General features: G+C 70.0%; 19 protein-coding genes. 9 read left to right on the top strand and 10 right to left on the bottom strand.

Going from position 1 to position 17594, the window contains the following annotated elements:
- Positions 1-18 precede the first annotated feature (18 nt).
- Both ilvA and M1L36_RS07295 read right to left on the bottom strand, forming a co-directional pair.
- On the bottom strand, positions 19-1230 hold the full coding sequence (gene ilvA / locus M1L36_RS07300; protein WP_250873054.1) for a threonine ammonia-lyase: 1212 nt from the start codon (positions 1228-1230) through the stop codon (positions 19-21).
- A gap of 212 nt (positions 1231-1442) precedes the next feature.
- The gene (locus M1L36_RS07295) at positions 1443-1832 is read right to left on the bottom strand and encodes a gamma-glutamylcyclotransferase family protein (protein ID WP_250873053.1); all 390 of its coding nucleotides are present in this window, start codon (positions 1830-1832) and stop codon (positions 1443-1445) included.
- A 66-nt stretch (positions 1833-1898) separates the two neighbouring features.
- Here M1L36_RS07295 and M1L36_RS07290 point away from each other — a divergent pair, with 66 nt between their 5' ends.
- Complete coding sequence (locus M1L36_RS07290; protein ID WP_250873052.1) at positions 1899-3365, top strand: MATE family efflux transporter; 1467 nt, start codon at positions 1899-1901, stop codon at positions 3363-3365.
- A gap of 92 nt (positions 3366-3457) precedes the next feature.
- Here M1L36_RS07290 and M1L36_RS07285 read toward each other — a convergent pair whose 3' ends face one another.
- A complete protein-coding gene (locus M1L36_RS07285) occupies positions 3458-3973 on the bottom strand; it encodes a hypothetical protein (protein WP_250873051.1) in 516 nt (171 codons plus the stop codon).
- A 233-nt stretch (positions 3974-4206) separates the two neighbouring features.
- Between M1L36_RS07285 and M1L36_RS07280 the strand changes: the two genes are divergently transcribed.
- Both M1L36_RS07280 and M1L36_RS07275 read left to right on the top strand, forming a co-directional pair.
- Positions 4207-4488, top strand: coding sequence for a hypothetical protein (locus tag M1L36_RS07280; protein ID WP_250873050.1), 282 nt, complete (start codon positions 4207-4209; stop codon positions 4486-4488).
- 75 nt (positions 4489-4563) lie between these two features.
- Positions 4564-5055 (top strand): hypothetical protein, encoded by a 492-nt coding sequence (locus tag M1L36_RS07275; RefSeq protein ID WP_250873049.1) that lies wholly within the window; start codon positions 4564-4566, stop codon positions 5053-5055.
- A 34-nt stretch (positions 5056-5089) separates the two neighbouring features.
- Here M1L36_RS07275 and citZ read toward each other — a convergent pair whose 3' ends face one another.
- The gene (citZ, locus tag M1L36_RS07270; protein ID WP_250873048.1) at positions 5090-6226 is read right to left on the bottom strand and encodes a citrate synthase; all 1137 of its coding nucleotides are present in this window, start codon (positions 6224-6226) and stop codon (positions 5090-5092) included.
- A gap of 135 nt (positions 6227-6361) precedes the next feature.
- On the opposite strand from citZ, the gene M1L36_RS07265 reads away from it, so the two are divergent.
- Positions 6362-7594, top strand: coding sequence for a potassium channel family protein (locus tag M1L36_RS07265; protein WP_250873047.1), 1233 nt, complete (start codon positions 6362-6364; stop codon positions 7592-7594).
- An 82-nt stretch (positions 7595-7676) separates the two neighbouring features.
- Here the strand turns inward: M1L36_RS07265 and M1L36_RS07260 are convergent, their stop codons facing one another.
- A complete protein-coding gene (locus M1L36_RS07260) occupies positions 7677-7982 on the bottom strand; it encodes a DUF7536 family protein (protein WP_250873046.1) in 306 nt (101 codons plus the stop codon).
- A 197-nt stretch (positions 7983-8179) separates the two neighbouring features.
- On the opposite strand from M1L36_RS07260, the gene M1L36_RS07255 reads away from it, so the two are divergent.
- From M1L36_RS07255 to M1L36_RS07245, 3 genes are all read left to right on the top strand, one after another.
- Complete coding sequence (locus M1L36_RS07255; RefSeq protein ID WP_250873045.1) at positions 8180-9136, top strand: succinylglutamate desuccinylase/aspartoacylase family protein; 957 nt, start codon at positions 8180-8182, stop codon at positions 9134-9136.
- An 89-nt stretch (positions 9137-9225) separates the two neighbouring features.
- The gene (locus M1L36_RS07250; protein ID WP_250873044.1) at positions 9226-10335 is read left to right on the top strand and encodes a threonine synthase; all 1110 of its coding nucleotides are present in this window, start codon (positions 9226-9228) and stop codon (positions 10333-10335) included.
- 141 nt (positions 10336-10476) lie between these two features.
- A complete protein-coding gene (locus tag M1L36_RS07245; RefSeq protein ID WP_250873043.1) occupies positions 10477-11940 on the top strand; it encodes an extracellular catalytic domain type 1 short-chain-length polyhydroxyalkanoate depolymerase in 1464 nt (487 codons plus the stop codon).
- Positions 11941-12001: 61 nt separating this feature from the next.
- Here the strand turns inward: M1L36_RS07245 and M1L36_RS07240 are convergent, their stop codons facing one another.
- Positions 12002-12652: a DUF192 domain-containing protein gene (locus M1L36_RS07240; RefSeq protein ID WP_250873042.1), complete on the bottom strand. Its 651-nt coding sequence runs from the start codon at positions 12650-12652 to the stop codon at positions 12002-12004.
- A gap of 94 nt (positions 12653-12746) precedes the next feature.
- A complete protein-coding gene (locus tag M1L36_RS07235; RefSeq protein WP_250873041.1) occupies positions 12747-14096 on the bottom strand; it encodes a TiaS agmantine-binding domain-containing protein in 1350 nt (449 codons plus the stop codon).
- A 246-nt stretch (positions 14097-14342) separates the two neighbouring features.
- Between M1L36_RS07235 and M1L36_RS07230 the strand changes: the two genes are divergently transcribed.
- Positions 14343-15338, top strand: a complete 996-nt coding sequence (locus M1L36_RS07230) for a transcriptional regulator (RefSeq protein ID WP_250873040.1) — start codon at positions 14343-14345, stop codon at positions 15336-15338.
- 94 nt (positions 15339-15432) lie between these two features.
- Positions 15433-15906: a hypothetical protein gene (locus M1L36_RS07225; protein WP_250873039.1), complete on the top strand. Its 474-nt coding sequence runs from the start codon at positions 15433-15435 to the stop codon at positions 15904-15906.
- Between the two features lie 96 nt (positions 15907-16002).
- Here the strand turns inward: M1L36_RS07225 and M1L36_RS07220 are convergent, their stop codons facing one another.
- From M1L36_RS07220 to M1L36_RS21730, 3 genes are all read right to left on the bottom strand, one after another.
- A complete protein-coding gene (locus M1L36_RS07220) occupies positions 16003-16263 on the bottom strand; it encodes a glutathione S-transferase N-terminal domain-containing protein (RefSeq protein ID WP_250873453.1) in 261 nt (86 codons plus the stop codon).
- A gap of 111 nt (positions 16264-16374) precedes the next feature.
- Positions 16375-17181, bottom strand: coding sequence for a DUF7089 family protein (locus M1L36_RS07215; RefSeq protein ID WP_250873038.1), 807 nt, complete (start codon positions 17179-17181; stop codon positions 16375-16377).
- A gap of 4 nt (positions 17182-17185) precedes the next feature.
- Entirely contained in the window at positions 17186-17272 is an 87-nt protein-coding gene (locus M1L36_RS21730) for a hypothetical protein (RefSeq protein ID WP_439954813.1), read from the bottom strand.
- Positions 17273-17594 lie beyond the last annotated feature (322 nt).

The raw sequence follows: 17594 nt of genomic DNA, 5'->3' as shown, positions 1-17594 counted from the left end.
CGCCGGCCTGCGCGCCGTTCAGACGAGTATCTCGACGGGGTAGCCGCGGTCTTCGAGCGCGTCGACGAGGCGGGCGACGTGTTCGTGGCCGCGGGTCTCCAGGTCGATCTCGACCTCCGCACTGCCCATCCCGATGTCGCGGGCGGTGCGGTCGTGCTGGATACCGTAGATGTTCGCACGCTGGTCGGCGACGATACGGGTGAGTTCGGTGAGCGTCCCCGGTTGGTCCTTGAGGACCGTCCGGAGGCGGAGGTACCGGCCGCTCTCGATGAGTCCGCTCATCAACACCGTCGTCAGGACGTTCGGGTCGATGTTCCCACCACAGACCAGCGGGACGACGACCTCACCCTCCGTCGTCTCGAACTTGCCTTCGAGCGTCGCGGCGAGTGCGGCCGCGCCCGCACCCTCCGCGAGCAGTTTCGAGCGTTCGAGCAGGTTCGTGATGGCCATGGCTATCTCCCGGTCCGAGACGGTGACGACCTCGTCGACGCGTTCTTCGATGACCTCGAAGGTGTGACTGCCCACCTCGCGGACGGCGATACCGTCGGCGATGGTGTCGACGGCGTCGACGGCGACCGGGTGGCCCTTATTCAACGCGTCGGCGACCGTCGAGGCCCCCTCCGCCTGCACGCCGACGACGCGCACGTCCGGGTCGAGGCCCTTCACGGCAGTCGCGATACCGGAGATGAGGCCGCCGCCACCGATGGGGACGACGACGGTGTCGACCTCGGGCAGGTCCTCGACGATTTCGAGACCGATGGTCCCCTGACCGGCCATCACGTCCTCGTCGTCGAACGCGTGGAGGTAGAAGCGGTCCTCCTCCTCTTCGATGGCGTGGGCGCGGGCCTGCGCCTCGTCGTAGTCCGACCCGTGGAGGACGATGGACGCGCCGTACCCCTCCGTCGCCTTCACCTTCGAGATGGGGGCGTTCTCGGGCATGACGATCTTCGCGTCCACACCCGCGCGGGTCGCCGCGAGCGCGACGCCCTGGGCGTGGTTGCCGGCGCTGGCGGTGACGACGCCCGCCTCGCGCTGCTCGTCGGAGAGCGTCGCGATGCGGTTGGTCGCACCGCGGATCTTGAACGCGCCCGTGCGCTGGAACTGCTCGCACTTGAGGTAGATCTCGGCCTTCGTGAACCGCGAGAAGGTGTTCGAGTACTGGATGGGCGTGTGTGCGGCGGCGTCACCGATACGGTCGCGCGCCGCCTGCACGTCCGCGAGCGAGAGCATGGGCGAACCTCCTGCGGGCGGCACCCTATGCCTTTTGCAACACTTGCCGCTCGGCGGACGAGGAGAAACGCTCCAGAAGGGGACTACCGGAGCGTGTGACGTCTGTCGCAACGGCTGACTCACCCATAAAGCCCGGCCATGTACAGTGAAAGTGAAATCGAGCGACGGCGACGTTGCCGACCTGTCGATTCGGCGATACACCGGCGGTCGGGTCACCCCCCGTCCGGTCGGACCCGTGCGTCGTGAGCGGCGAACCAACGGCGAACGCGCTCCGGAAACGCTCCCGACCCCGGCCACGTCGCGTCGGTGTCGGCGTCGAGGCGCTCGGGGTCGCCGACGTACACCGCGCAGGGGCCGGCCGGTCCGGCCAGCGTCTCGCGGACGTACAGTCCCCGGTCGACCCCCTCGTAGGCGTCGAGCGCCCCGAGGTTCGCCGTTCGGAGGATGCGACCCTCGGTCTCGCCGCCGGGGGCGAGCGTCGGGTACGCGCCCTCGACGCGGTGACAGCCCACGAGCGTCGCGTCGGGGCCGAACTCGAACGCGTCGAGCACCGAAGCGGTGCGGTCCGGGTCGGTGAGCGTCCCGTAGACGAAGACGTCCATGGTCCGACCAGGACGCGACGCGGGAAAAAACGGCACGCTGAAAGGCTACGGTGTGAAGTGAGTGACGTGTCGACACGGAGCCTTCGGTCGGTGTGGCGGCGGGTGTTCTCGCTGGCGTGGCCGGTGATGGCCGAACAGACGTTCCGCACGCTGATGCGGACGACCGACATCGTCGTCACCGCCGCCATCTCGCCGGTCGCCGTCGCCGCCATCGGCCTGGCGGACCTCTACGCCCGGTTCCCGCTGTGGGTCGGCCTCGGGATGGGCGGCGGAGCCATCGCGCTCTCCAGTCAGGACACCGGCGCGGCCGACGCGGACGATGGGTCTACCGACCGCAATTCGGGCGACACCGACCGTGCGGCGAACACCGTCGAGGAGACCACCACCGACGCGACGGCACGGGCGTCGGCCAACCGCGACCAAGCGATCTCGACGGCCGTCGTCCTCGGGGCGGTCCTGGGACTCCCGTTCGCCGCCTTCGGCTGGTTCTACGGCGAGCAGGCCATCGCGCTGCTCGGTGCGCCCGCCGACGTCGCCCGCCTCGGTGGGCAGTACCTCGCCGTCATCTTCCTCACCGCGCCGGCCCGCCACGTCGCGCTCGTCGCCGCCCGCTCGTTACAGGGCACCGGCGACACCCGAACTCCGATGTACGTCAACGTCGTCGCGAACGGGCTGAACATCTCGCTGAGCGTCGTCCTCGGCCTGGGTCTGTTCGGCGTCGAGGCTCTGGGCGTCGTCGGCGTCGGCGTGGCGACCGCCGCGGCGAACGTCCTCACCGCGAGCGCACTCTGTCTCGCCCTGCTCGGGTCGTGGTCCGACGCGAACCTCGTCGTCCCCTCGGACCCCGTCGTCTTCCGACAGCTCGTCGCGGTGAGCGCCCCGAGCGTCGCCGAGGGCCTGCTCTCGACGCTCGCGGAGTTCCCGTTCAACGCCATGCTGCTCGGCTTCGGCACCGCCGTCAACGCCGCGTTCCAGGTCGGCCGACGCGTCTACCAGCAGGTGACCAGCCCGCTCGGTCGGGGGTACAACGTCGCCGTGAGCGTCGTCGTCGGCCAGGCGCTCGGGCGGAACGACCCCGGCGAGGCACGCTACCTCGGCTGGGCGACCGCGGCGCTCGGCGTCGTCACCGTCGGGACCATCGGCGGCGTGCTGGCCGTCTTCGCCCCTACCTTCGTCCGGGCGTTCACCGACGACCCCGAGACCGCTCGCTACGCCGTCGACTTCGCCCGGGTGTACGGTCTGACCGCGCCGTTCCTCGTGAGCTTCGTCGTCCTCCAGGGCGCGTTGCGAGGTGCGAGCGAGACCCGCGTCCCCCTCGTCGCTCGGACCACCGGGATGTTCGGGTTCATGGTCGGCGGGACCTACCTCCTGGGCGTCGTCTGGGGCTACGGCGTCCTCGGTGCGTACGTGGGGTTGGCGCTGAGCTACGTCTGGATGGCGGCCGTCGTCGCGGCGAGTTTCCACCGCGGCGACTGGGCGGTCCGGGCCGCCCGGATGCTCGCCGACCGCGGGTCGTCCCGGAGCGACGACTGAGCGTCCGAGAGTCACGAGGAGGAGTCGTAGGCGACCGAGGAGCCCGGAACCGCAGAACACCGGAGCCGGCACGCACTGGGGCCGACGGCCGCTCAGATGAGGACCATCGCGCCGCCGATGAGGCCCGCGACGGCGAGCAGACGCGCGACCGTTCCGAAGAACGCCGCGAGCGCGAACTTCGCGTAGTTCATCTCGAGGACGCTGAACGTGTAGATGACGGCCGTGTCCGGGAAGAACGGGATAGCCAACCCGACGCCCAACCCGAGGTAGCCGTAGCGGCTCATCGTCGTCACGACGCTGCTCTCTCGCAGGGAGACGACCGAGGGGACGTTTCCGACCAGTCGGTCGAACACGCCCGTCCGCGCGCCGTTGCCGACCCGGAGCGCGAGCAGACTGCCTCCCGCCTTGCCGATGGAACTGGCGACGACGAGCAGCGCCAGTTCGGTCATCGGGTCGAACCCCAGGTCGAGCGGGATGGCGAGCACCAGTTCGCCGGGGAACGGGAGGACGACGGCGACCAGCAGCGAGTACACCGCCGCGACCAGCAGGCCGAGCGGACCCGTCACCTCGTGGATGAGCGCCTGAATCACCTCGGGGACGGGTATCATTAGTTAGACGGGAGAGTCTACGTTGCCTAAGTTAAGTGGCTACTATGATTGAGCGACGAAACGACCTCGAATGCAGGACGGAACCGAGGTAGGTAGCCGCCGGAATCGGTGGCCGCCGGGCGAGCAGCCCCACGACGGACCGAGGAGTTATGCAGTGACTCGGTGACAGGTTCGACGTGCCGACCAGTACCAGACCGGGGGCCCGAGCGCGCGCCGAGGGACTCCCGAGCAGTATGCTCGCACGACCGTTCCTGACTGCCGGTATCGTGGTCGCCGGGGTCGTCGAACTGAGCGTCCAGACGGCCCTTCCTCTCTACGGGTTCGTCCGGTGGGGGCTGGTCGCTCCGTTCGCCGGCCTGGTCGTCGCGACGGCCGTCGTGCTGTTGACGTTCGCCGAGAAGTACCCCGAGACGGACGCGCTCGGGTTCTACGCGTTCTTCGTTGGCCCGATTCTGCTCGGCGTGACCGTCGCGCTGGGACTGCTCGAACTGGGGGCGCAACTCGCCGCGGGCTGAGAGGACGGGCACGGACCGACCGTCCGGTGGCGCTCGTCTCCGGACACTTATCAGCCCGCTCGGTGACGGGCCGACATGGCAAACCGCCGGAACGTGGAGTCGGGGGGAGATCAGCTCGGCCCGCTGTTCGCCGCGCTCGTCGCGGGTGTCGTCGTCGCGGTCCCCGTCGTGTTCACCGGCTGGTTCGTCGACGCCCCCGCGTTCCTCGCGTTCGCGAGCGTCGTCTACGCGCTGGGACTGCTCGCCGTCTGGGCGGTCGGACGAGCCAGATACGGTCGTCCCACCGCCCCGTTCACCGGTCGGGCGGTCGCTCTCGTCCCCGTCGGTGCGGTCGTGTTGACCGCGCAGGCGGCCCTCCCCGTCTACGGGTTCGTCCGCTGGGGACTGGTCGCACCGCTGGCAGTGTTGTTCGTCGTGACGGCCCTCGCGGTGCTCACGTTCCCGTCGAACGAGGGTGACAGCGACGCACTCGGACTGTACGCCGTGTTCTTCGGGCCGATTCTGCTCGGCGTGACCGTCGCGCTTGGACTGCTCGAACTGGGGGCGCGCACGCTCGTCGTGGGATGAGCGACGAACTGCGAGAGAGGAGAAGAGACCGCGTCTACCGCTCGTCGAGCGCCGTGAAGTCGGCGTCCTTCTCGCCGACGTAGCGCGCCCGCGGACGGATGAGGCGGTTGTCGTCGTACTGTTCGAGGACGTGGGCGACCCACCCGGCGACGCGGCTGATGGCGAAGATGGGGGTGTAGATGTCGATGGGGATGCCCATCTGGTAGTACGTCGAGGCGGAGTAGAAGTCGACGTTCGGCGCGAGTCCCTTCTCCTCGGCCATGTACTGCTCGATGGTCGAACTCATCTCGAACCACTTCGGCGTGCCGGCGGCCTCGCCGAGTTCCTCCGAGCGCTCGCCGAGGATCTTCGCCCGCGGGTCCTTGACGTTGTAGACGCGGTGGCCGAACCCGGCGACGCGGCGACCGTTGTCGAGGGCGTCTTGAATCCAGTCGAGGGCGTCCTGGTCGCTGCCGTCGACCTCTTTCAGCATCCGCATGACGTTGGCGTTCGCGCCGCCGTGGAGGCTGCCCGAGAGCGTCCCAACGGCGGAGGTGACCGCCGAGTGCATGTCCGCGAGCGTGCTCGCGGTGACCATCGCGGAGAACGTCGAGGCGTTCAGGCCGTGGTCGGCGTGGAGCACGAGCGCCATGTCGAACGTCTCGGCGAGCACGTCGTCGGGCTCCTCGCCGTTGAGCATGTAGAGGAAGTTCGCGGCGTGGCTCAGGTCGTCGCGGGGTGCGACCGGGTCCTCGCCGTTGCGAGCGCGGGAGAACGCCGCGAGCGCCGTCGGCAGTTTCGCGGTGAGCCGCCGCCCTTTCCGGAGGTTGGCCTCGTAGTCCGTCGGGTCGGCGTCGGCGTCCGCGTCGTACGCCGAGAGGTGGGAGGCGACGGTCCGCATCGCGGCCATCGGCTCCTCGTCGGCGTCGGCGAGTTCCTGCGCGAGTGAGACGATGGCGTCGTCGACGTGGCGCTCGTCGGCCATCGACGCCGCGAACGGCTCCAGTTCCTCGGCCGTGGGGAGCGCACCGTGCCACAGCAGGTAGACGACCTCCTCGAAGCTCGCCTCGCGGGCGAGGTCCTCGATGGAGTAGCCGCGGTAGACGAGTTTGCCGGCGTCGCCGTCGATGAACGAGAGTTCCGACTCGGCGACGAGAACGCCTTCCAGCCCCTTCTTGAGTTCGTCAGCCATAGACAACGCTTCCCGAGGCGAGTCTAAAAGGATTGTTATACGGGGAAATCGTGAATCGGCGAACAGGTCGTCGCTCGCCGGCGACGCGAACCGGTCGGAGGCAATCCTTTATCCGTTGGCGGTCGACTCGGGAGTATGAGCGAGGTGGCGTACGAACCGGTGTCGGTCAAGGAGGTGCTGGCGGAGATGAAAGACACCGCCGAACTCCTCATCGACCTGTCGTACTCCGCCGTCCTCCTGCGGAGCGACGACATCGCCGAGGAGGTACTGGACCTGGAGGGCCGCATGGACATCCTCCAGCTGAAAGCCTGGATGAGCCTGCTGATGGCCGCGCGCAGCCCCGAAGACGCCGAGGCGCTCGCGCCCGTCCTGGGGGTCGTCGGGGCCGCCGAGAAGATAAGCGACGCCGCGGGCGACATCGCGAAGGTCGTCTTGGAGGACATCGGCCTCCCCGACGCGATGCGGGCGGCGCTCCCCGAGGCCGTCGAGACGCTCGTGCGTGCTCGCCTCGACGAGTCGTCGTCGCTGGCGGGCCAGCGCCTCGGCGACATCTCGCTGGAGACGACGACGGGCGTGCGCGTCATCGCCGTCCGCCGCGAGGGTGGGTGGCTGGTCGACCCCGACTCGGAGACCCGACTGGAAGCCGGGGACGTGTTGCTCCTGCGTGGCCCCGAGGAGGCCGTCGGCGAGGTGTACACCGAGACGTCGGGACGGGAGTTCGTCCCGGCGGCGGCCCCCGAACCAGCCATCGACGACCTCGAACGGGCCGTCGACTCCATCGTGCTGATGAAGAACATGAGCGAACTCGCCGTCGACCTGGCGTACGGTTCGGTGCTGTTCGACAGCACCGACGTCGCCGAGGAGGTGCTGGAACTCGAAGCCGAGGTCGACGCGCTCCAGTCGCGCTTCGAGGCGTGGACGCTCCAGGCGGCCGCCCGCGTCGAGGACCCCGTCTCCTTGCGGGGCCTCGTCCACCTCGCCAGTGCGACCGAGGTCATCTCCGACGCCGCCCTCGAGATCAGCGAGGGCGTCCTGCGCGGACTCGGGACCCATCCGGTCGTCGAGGAGGCCGTCCGTGCGAGCGAGGAGGTCGTCGTCCGCTTGCGCGTCGCGCCGGGCAGTGCGCTCGACGGGACGACGCTGCGCGACGAGATGGTCGGCACCGAGACCGGGATGCGCGTCATCGCCGTCCGCCGGGGCGAGGAGGAGGGGCGGACGATGCGCGGTCGGTTCGGCCGGGAGCGCGGCGAGTGGGTCGTCTCCCCGCGGGCGTCGACGGAGCTCCACGACGGCGACACCATCATCGCGAAGGGGACCGCCGAGGGAGCCGAGCGACTCGCCGACCTCGCCGGCGGGCGCGAGGGCTGAGGGGCAGTTCTGCGGCCGTGGAGGCTGCGCCGTCACTGTCCTGCGGAGGCCACGCCGTCACCGTCCCGAACACCCGCGACGACTACAGTTCGCGAGCGCGACGTACCGCCGTGACGACGGTCAGTGCGACCGTCACGAGCAAGGCCAGCCCCGTCGCCAGGACGAACGCCAGCATCAGGAAGTACCACGGGCCGCCCGCCTCGGGCGCGGGGCCGAGCAGTTCGAACACACGGACGGCGTAGACGAGGGCGGCGACCACGACGCCGACGGAGACGCCGATACGGGCGTTTCGCGGGACGTTCAGCACGCGGACGAGGTTCGCGGTGCCGGGGCGTTCGGGGACCGTCTCGCCGGGCGTCCCCGGCGCGGAGTCGTCTGACTGTGCCACGGGCGACGTTGGGGAGCCCCGGCCAAAGCGTCTGCGTCTCCCGGCGCGTCGGAGACGACCACCCGGACGGGGCGTGCGAGAGAACCGCTCGTCTGCGAGCGAACGTTCGGTGCTCGCGGGGGAAACCGGACGTTCGTCCGCCGGAAAGCGGTACCGAGACCGAACTACATAAATGGATGTGCGTGCCGCCTAGAGGTATGACTACGCTCGGTACCGCGACTGCTGCGCCGGGGGAGTTCGCGACCGGGCGGTTGCCGGTCGGGGAGGCCCGCGACGGCAGCGAAGTCGCCCTCCCGGTCGCGGTGCTCAACGGCGCACGCGACGGGCAGACGCTCTATCTGCAGGCGGTGAGCGACGGCGACGAACTCAACGGCGTCGGGGTCCTCCAGCGCCTCGTCCCCCAGCTCGACCCCGCCGAACTGGCCGGTCAGATACTCATCGTCGGCATCGTCAACCTCCACGCGTTCTACGTCGCCGAACACCGCAACCCCATCGACGACACGAAGATGAACCGGGCGTACCCCGGCGACCCCAACGGCACCTCCAGCGAGCGCATCGCGGCGGCGACGTTCGAGGCCGCCCAGCGCTCGGACATCGTCCTCGACCTCCACCAGGGGTCGACCTCCCGGATGATCAACGAGACACGCGTCCGCTGTGGCCCGCGCCACCGGATGCACGACGAGTGTCTCGAACTCGCCCGCGTGTTCGACGCGGGCTACGTCCTCGACCAGAAGGGACCGGACGGCCAACTCGCCCGCGCCGCCCCCGACGAGGGCATCCCGACCATCGACCCCGAACTCGGCGGCTGTGTCGGGTGGGACGAGGAGTCCATCGCCATCGGCGTCCAGGGCGTGAAGAACGTGCTCGTCCACTACGGGTTCCTCGACGGCGAGGCGAGTTTCGGCGAGCAGACGCGCGCCAGCGGCTTCGAGCAGTACGGCGCGCCCGCCGGCGGCCTCGTCTCGTTCCGCAAGGACCTCGCCGAGGAGGTGAGCCGCGGTGAACCGCTGTTCGACGTCACCGACCCGTTCGGCGCGGTCAAGTCGACGGTGACCGCCGACTCCGACGGCGTCTTCTGGCGCACCCGCCGTCTCCCGCAGGTCGCGACCGGCGAGTACGTCTGCTCGGTCGGCACCGACATCGACACGGTCTGACCGACGGGCACCGAGAACACGCGAACGACCCGACCGCCGACGGTTCTGCAACCGAAACGGACACCACAGCACCGCACCGAGCCTCGCGCATGCTTCGCTGTCCGGCCTGCGAGTCCGAGTACGAGGACCGCTGGCGCTGTTCGTGTGGGCACGCGCTGGAGTTCGCCGACCCGCCACGCCCCGACCCCGACGCCCCCGACGCCCGCGAGGGACTGTGGGCGTTCGAGGCGTTCCTCCCGGTCGACCACCGCGTCAGCCTCGGCGAGGGCTACACCCCGCTCGTCGACGCCCCCGACTGGGACGCGCAGTTCAAACTGGAGTACGTCTTCCCGTCGGGCAGTTTCAAGGACCGCGGGGCGACGACGACGCTCTCGCGGGCGCTCGACGTGGGCGCGGAACGAGTCGTCGAGGACTCCTCGGGGAACGCGGGGGCGGCCATCGCCACCTACGCCGCACGGGCCGGCGTCGACTGCGAGATATACGTCCCCGCGTCGGTGAAGGCCTCGAAGCTCCGGGCCATCGAACGCGCCGGTGCGGACGTCGTCCGCGTCGAGGGGTCGCGACAGGCAGTCACCGACGCCTGCGTCGAGGCCGTCGAGGAGGGCGCGGGGTGGTACGCCAGCCACGCCTGGAACCCCGCGTTCTTCGCCGGGACGGCGACGGTCGCCTACGAACTCGCCCACCAGCGCGACTGGTCGGTGCCCGACGCCATCGTCCTCCCGCTCGGACACGGCACCCTCTTTCTCGGCGCGTATCGCGGCTTCCGCGCGCTACAGGAGGCCGGCTGGACCGATTCGATGCCCCGACTGCTCGGCGTGCAGGCGGCGGGCTACGACCCCATCGCCCGCGAGTTCGAGTCGAAGCGAAGGGGTTCGGGACGGGATGGCGTGGCGAGCGGTGAGACCCCGGACCCCGACGCGGCCGTCGAGACGAACGACCTCGCGGACGGCATCCAGATTCGCGACCCCGCTCGCGGCGACCAGATACGTGCTGCCATCGAGGCGACCGACGGCGACTGCATCGGCGTCGACGCCGCCGCGACCGAACGCGAACTCGACGCGCTCCACGCCCGCGGCTTCTACACCGAACCGACGTGTGCGGTCGCCCCCGCCGGACTGCGCGAGTACCGCGAGCGGGGCGTGCTAGACGAGGGGAGTGACGTCGTCGTCCCGCTGACCGGCAGCGGACTGAAGGGCTGAGAGCGACGGGTCCCGCGACCCATCACACTCGACGGCTCCACAGCCCACGGAGTCACCGAACGATACCTTCCGAATTCGACGTGTTTTCGTTAATATGTTAACCTAGAGAAGTTAGTTCGCGCGCGCCGTTAATTCGAGTGCATGAGTGACGTAACACGTCGCCGGCTCCTGCGGACGCTCGGAGCGGCGGCAGCGGCGAGTTCCGTAGCGACGACTGCGAGCGCGGCCAGCGGGTCGATCACCGACCAGACCTACGGCGGTCGACGGTACAAGCGGTACGTCCCGAGTGGCTACGACGGGTCGGAGCAGGTCGGACTGGTCGTGATGCTCCACGGCTGTACCCAGACTCCCGGGGGGTTCGCCTCGGAGACGGGGATGAACGACCTGGCCGAACAGGAGGGCTTTCTCGTCGTCTACCCCGACCAGACCAGCGGGGCGAACGCCAACGAGTGCTGGAACTGGTTCGAACCGGCTCACCAGCGACGCGGCAGCGGCGAACCCGCGCTCATCGCCGGGATGACCCAGGAGGTGGTGGACGGGTTCGCCATCGACCCCGAGCGGGTGTACCTCGCGGGGTTCTCGGCGGGTGGCGGGATGGCTCCCATCATGGGTGTCACGTATCCGGACCTCTACTCGGCCATCGGCGTCCACTCCGGCCTGGAGTACGACGCGGCCAACAGTCTCACCGAGGCGACGACGGCGATGAACTCCGGCGGCCCCGACCCCCAGCAGAAGGGGACGCTCGCCTACGAGGACATGGGGTCGCGAGCGACAGTCCTCCCGACGGTCGTCTTCCACGGCACGAGCGACTACACCGTCGTCACGCAGAACGGCCACCAGGCGGCCGAGCAGGCCACCCAGACCATCGACCTCGCGGCCGACGACGCCGACGACGACGGCACGGACTACACCGCCGAGACGACCCGGACCGAGCAGTCGGCGGGGCACAGCTACACAGTCAGCGAGTACGCAGACGAGTCCGGGTCGGTCGTCGTCGCGAAGTACATCGTCGACGGGATGGGCCACGCGTGGGCCGGCGGCACGAGCGGCGGGGCGTACACCGACCCCGACGCACCCGACGCGAGCACCATCATGTGGGAGTTCTTCGAGGGCGCGAGCGGTGGCGGCGACGGTGGGGGCGACGACGGCGGGGACGGGACCAACGCCGCACCGACCGCCGCCGCGAGCGCGTCGCCGACGACCGCCGCGGTCGGCGAGTCCGTGAGCTTCGACGCCAGCGGCTCCTCGGACAGCGACGGCTCGGTCGCGAGCTACGACTGGACGTTCGGCGACGGCGCGTCCGCCACGGGCGCGACGCCGACCCACGCCTACGGGAGCGCCGGGAGCTACACCGCGACGGTGACAGTCACCGACGACGCGGGCGCGACCGACAGCGCGAGCGTGACCGTCACCGTCGAGTCGTCGAGCGGCTACTGCGGCACGGCGAGCAACTTCGACCACGGCGAGGCGGGGCGGGCCTACCAGTCGATGTCGACCGGCGCGTACTACGCCGAGGGGTCGGACGACTACATGGGCTTTCCCGCCTACAGTTCGACGCTGAAGGAGACGTCACCGGGGTACTTCGAGGTCGTGAACAGCTGTTGAGGCCGCGAGCGGCGGTCGAAGAGGAGCGGACCGGAGGCGGTGGCCGAGGACCGGCGGCCGGTCAGCGCGAGTCGGTCTCGGTCTCGCTCGTCGCGTTCAGCGCCGAGAACTCGACCTGCGTGCCGGGGCCGATGCCCGTCTCGTTGGCGAACCCGCGGTTGACCTCGACGACGTACTGGGCGGGACCGTCGCTCTCGTAGTTCCCGTAGTCTGTGCTCCCCTCGGGCGGCACGTCGGCGTGCTCGACGTTCAGGACGGTGCCGTTCGAGGAGACGAACACCATGTCGAGCGGGATGAGGGTGTTCTTCATCCAGAACGTCCGGGGGTTGGCGTCGTCGTAGACGAACACCATCCCCGCGTCCTCGGCGAGCGACTCGCGATGCATCAGCCCGCGGCGGCGCTCGCTCCTGTTGTCGGCGACTTCGAGCGTGACCGTCGCGAGCGTCTCGCCGTCCTCGACGAACGTCGCGCTCGGACCGGTCGGTGTCGTGGTGGGCGACGTCGTCGGGTCGGCCGTCGACGCGGGCGACGGTGTCGCCGTTTCCGAGGCGTCCTCGGTCGGCGACGTCGCGGTCGGCGGCGCGTCGGTTCCCGTCGCGGGGGCCTGCGTCTCGGTGGTCGCTGGGTCGTCGGCGATACCCGCACACCCCGACAGCGCGACGACGAGCGCGACCGCGAGGAGGAGGGCACCGGTTCGTGTCGAACGGACCATACCACCACAGCGGACGCCGGGACCTTCGGTGTTCTGACCGCGGCACGTCGAACGGACGAACCCACCGCCGGGGGCGACTCGGGCCGTCGACCCGCTACCGTTCGGGGTGGGTCGGCGCGTCGAACCCGCCGCGGACGAGCGGTTTCGCGACGTGCCGGCGCGCACACGGCGGCACCTCGTACCAGCCGACGTCGAGGTCACGCTCGACCGACCGCTCAGTCTTCCCGTCACGGTGGGTCGAGCAGTCCCGACAGCGATAGCCCTGGTCGCGGCCGGCGCTCTCCATCCGCCGCCCGCAGTCGGGACAGTCCGGCACCACCAGTTCCGTGGCGTCGAGCGCGCGGACGGCGAACTTCTCCAGTTTGACGGTCCCGTCGCTCACCTCGCCACAGACGGTGAGGCGGTCGCCCGGACGGAGCGCCCGTACCCGGTCGCGAAAGCGCTTGGTCGGTTCGAAGGCGGCACACCGGAGCGTCGGCGGGTCGGCAGGGAGTGTGGTGTCGTCGAGAGCCTCGTCGCTGGCCCCGAGTGTGAAGAAGACGTGGCCACCCCGACGGGTCTCGGGGGCGTCGAGGACAGTGCCGTCGAGGCGGTACGCCCGGCCGTCGAGTGCGTCGGCGAGCGCCCCCGCCCGGAGGTGCGCGTCGGTCCCCTGGTTCGTGTGGAACGTCTCGGCGCTGGCGACGGGTTCGCTCTCGATGGCGGCCGCGACCCGCTCGGCCGTGTCCGCGTCGTCCCCGCGGATGCCGTAGAGAACGGGACCGGGCGTGTGCGGGACACAGACGGTCTCACCCTCGCCACGGTCGACGGTGTCCCAGACGCTCGGGTACGCCTCGTCGGCGGCGGCGACCACCGAGTCGGCGTCGACGTCGCGAGGGGTCCCCCACTTCTCGCGCTCGCGGTAGGCGATGCGTTCGTACGTCCAGTCGCCGAAGACGGGGTCGGTCTCGGACCCGGCGGCGTCCTCGATGCCAGCGGCCCACGCGCCGACGGCAGCGAGCGCCCCGATACGGCCGCGGCCGTCACCCCACCCTTTCGCGTGGAACCCGGCGTGCGCGAGCAGCGCCTCGGCGTCTGCGATGGCGAGGTGGTCGCGGACGGCGGCGCGGGCGAACCGGACGACGGCGTCCTGTGGACCGAGCGTAGCGTCGGGGTCGCCGGCGGCGACGACGAGACCGGGGTTCGTGTTCGGGTCCGTCTCGACGGCCGCCCCATCGACGACCTCGCGGGCGACGGCGAACGCTTCGGCGGCGGGGACGTCGGTGTGAATCGCGAGGGCGGCGTTGCCGCGGGTCTTGTGCTCGACGGCGGGGTTGAGCCGTATCAGGAGGAGGCGCTCGACGGTGCCGCGTTCGCGCAGTCGCTCGGCGATCCGGTGGGCGACGTGGGTCGTACACATCCCGTGCTCGCGCGAGTCGGTGTCGTCGAGGCCGATGACGGTCACGCGCGGACTCGGCGGGCGAGGCGGTAAGCGCTTTCGTCACGGTCGCTTCCGGGGTGGGTCGGCCGTCGACCGTCCGGGGCGACGACCCCGAAGCATCGACCTGTCGCCGACGAGACAGCTGGTGGTCGGCAGGTCGGTGGACCGGCCGTACCACTTAAAACGAGCCGAGAGCGGCCCCGAAACCGCCGGACGACGGTTCCGGTGTTGACACAATATATATATGCGGACAAGCGCATACCACCAGTTATGTCACGGTCTGCACTGGTCGGAAACGTGACCGCGATGCTCGCCGACGCGGGCTTCCTCGTGAGCGACCGGTGTGCCGTCCGTCCGAAGAGCTTCGACGTCGCCGCCCGCCGACGGGACGACGTCCTCCTCCTGAAGGTGCTCGGCAACGTCGACTCCTTCGACGCGGCGACCGGCGCGGAGATGCGTCGTCTCGGACGGTACCTGAACGCGACGCCGCTGGTCATCGGGCTGCGGACCCGCGACGAGGACCTCAAACCGGGCGTAGTGTACTTCCGCCACGGCGTCCCCGTCCTCTCGCCGGACACCGCGATGGACCTGTTCATCGAGGGCGTCCCGCCGCTCATCTACGCCGCCCCCGGTGGGCTGTACGTCAGCATCGACGGCGACGTGCTCGCCGACAAGCGCCGCGAACGCGAGTGGTCGCTCGGCCGTCTGGCCACCGAACTCGGCGTCTCCCGGCGCACCGTCTCGAAGTACGAGAGCGGGATGAACGCCAGCGTCGAGGTGGCCGCCCGCCTCGAGGAGCTGTTCGACGGCTCGCTGTCGAACCCCGTCGACGTGTTCGAGTCCGAGGAGCTCCGAGACGCCGACCCGATGCCCGAAGACCCCGAGGCCGACCCCGACGACGAACCGCTCGTGACGGTGTTGACCCGTGTCGGCTTCGACGTCCACCCCACGCTGCGCTCGCCGTTCAAGGCCGTCAGCGAGGACAGCGGGGCCGGTGGGTCGACCGCCGTCACCGGCGACGACGGCGGGACGATGCTCACCGGTCACTCCACGTTCGACCGCACCGCAGAGAAGCGCGCCCGCATCATGAGTTCGGTCGGCGAGGTGACCCGCACGTCGGCCATCTACGTCGTCGACCGTGCGCGCCGGGACAGCGTCGACCGAACCGTCCTCATCGAGCAAGACGAGATCGCCGACATCGAGGACGCCGAGGACCTCCGAGACCTCATCCGCGAGCGGACCGACCGCTCCGAGTCCGAAGCGTAGCCCTCGCTAACCGCTGCTTTCAGTCCGGTTAGCGGAGCATTTCGACACGTTCCACGCGTCATACCTTTATCGTGCCATGCGGTACCACATCCCCATGGCTATCGAATCGATGGGCCTCGAAGCGACGGGCCGCCCGTCGTTCACCGACCGACGGTCCGGGGCGCTTCGCGACGCTGTCTTCAACACCGTCCGCGCGTGGGAGCGTGTCGAACCGGGAACGGTCGGCGGGTACCCGGCGTTCCTCGTCGACGACCGACCGTTCGCCGTCGTCACCGACGGCGGCGTGGCGCTGTGTGGACTCGACGACGACGCTCGGGACCGACTGCGGGTTCGCTGGTCGGGGTTGACCCTCGACTGGGACGGCGACGTCGCCCTCGGCGGGCCGACGGCGACCGACGACGACCGGCGTGACGGCCCGGGTGACCGCGTCGACGGCCCCCGCGACCACGCGCTGCGTTCGGACGGCGGACGGGACCGCTCCTGGCCGCTCGTCCCCATCGGCGGCAACGACCTCGTCCTGCTGCGGCGGTTCATCCGTCTCAGCTACGAGGGCGTCTGCGCCGCCTGAGCCGACGCCGGGCGGTGGCGACGCTGACGGTTGGGGTCACGAGTGATCACGAGAATTCGGGCCGTGAAGGGGCTGTGAGCGCGTCGTCTCGGCCGTTCAGGCGCTCGCTTCCCGACCGTAGGTTCGTTCGAGGTACTCGACGATGTCGTCGGACTCGGGCATCCCGTCGACGCCGTGGTCGGGGTCGACGAGCACCGGCACGCCGGTCTGGCCGCTGATCTCTTTCACCTCGGTGCGCTCGCCGTGCGAGCGCGGAACCATGTGGGACTCGTACTCCAGTCCGAGTTCGTCGAGTTTCGACGTCACCTTCGCACAGTAGGGACAGCCCTCCAGTTCGTAGAGTTCGAGGTTCGACATCACCGACGTGTACGGACGGATGCCGTAAGAAGCCGACGCCGTCGTGTCGAGGCCACACACCACCGGCGAACCCCGAACTCGGGTCGCGAGCGGCTCCTCGGCGACGGTCCCTCACTCCTCGACGAGTTTCTCGAACGTCTTGCGCGCCCAGACGACGGCGTACTCCGCGCCCGCGTCGCGGTACGCGGCGGTGTCGAGCGCGCCGAACGGCGTCGGGAGGTCACAGCCGTGTTTGACGCCGCTGCACGCGAGTTCGGCCGCGGCTGGGAACGACGTCCGGCCCGTCGCGACCTCCCGCGCGAGACCGTCCAGCCGTGGCTGGAGTCGCTCGCCCGCGTCGCGCCACGCCTCGTGGAGTCGGGGGTGGTCGTCGGCCCACTCGCGGAACACCGGGCGGGTGTGGAGTCCGAGGTAGGCGTCGTACAGCGCGTTCGCCAACTGGTAGGTGTCGGCGGGCGAGAGCCCCGTCGCGGCGGCGAGGTCGGTGTACCGCTCGCCGAAGAAGCCGAGGAACTGTTCGGGGAGTGGGGGACCGCCGTCTCGGACGGCGATGCCGGCCTCGACGAGCGCCTCGGCGACGAGGAAGTCGAGGAACGCCTCGGGCGACCCCGTCGTCCGCGCCTTCACGAGGACGACCGGCGGCGTCGTCTGGGTCGTCCACGTCACCCCGCCGTCGCCGGGCATCCCGACGGTGAACGTCTCGCTGGCGTACCGCCGGAGGAGTTCGGGGGCGTCGTCGGGGAGCCACTCGGCGGGGAAGGAGACGGGCGCGAGGCTGTCGACGAACAGCCCCAGCGTCTCGGCGGCGTCCGGTGGCAGTGTCTCGAAGTCGCCCTCGCAGTCGAGGACGACCGTACCCGGTGCGTGGGCTTCACGCACCGCTTGGAGTTCCGGGGAGAGGTCCCGTCTGTCGAACATCGACTCAGAGTGCCAGGACGACGACGAGTGCGACCGCGAGCACGGCGGCGACACCGATGGTTCCCATGACGACTTTCGTAGCCTCGCTCATGGAACTCGCTTCGCGGGCGACCGTTTAAGTCCTGCCGGGTTCGTCCCGACGACCGTGTCCATCGTAGCGGGGCGACCCTCGCGGGACGACGCGACCGACGCCGTCCGCGACGTGACGACCGAGCCCCCTCGCGGCGCTCCTGGGCGACGGTCACGGACGCACGACGGTTCGGCTGACTCCGTCGTCGGCGATAGCAACTCGTAAGCACCGACAGTCGACAGCAGTACGGTCGACGACGTGGCGACCCCCTCGTTTCCGGTGGAGAACCGTACGACGGCGACCGGGAGCGTGAACACGGCGGGCGTCCGGAAACGGACCCGAA

It is taken from the genome of Halomarina rubra, from assembly GCF_023699475.1.
Taxonomy (GTDB): domain Archaea; phylum Halobacteriota; class Halobacteria; order Halobacteriales; family Haloarculaceae; genus Halomarina; species Halomarina rubra.
The sequence above is the reverse complement of the archived record's forward strand: the minus strand, read 5'-3'. Positions and strand labels throughout refer to the sequence as shown.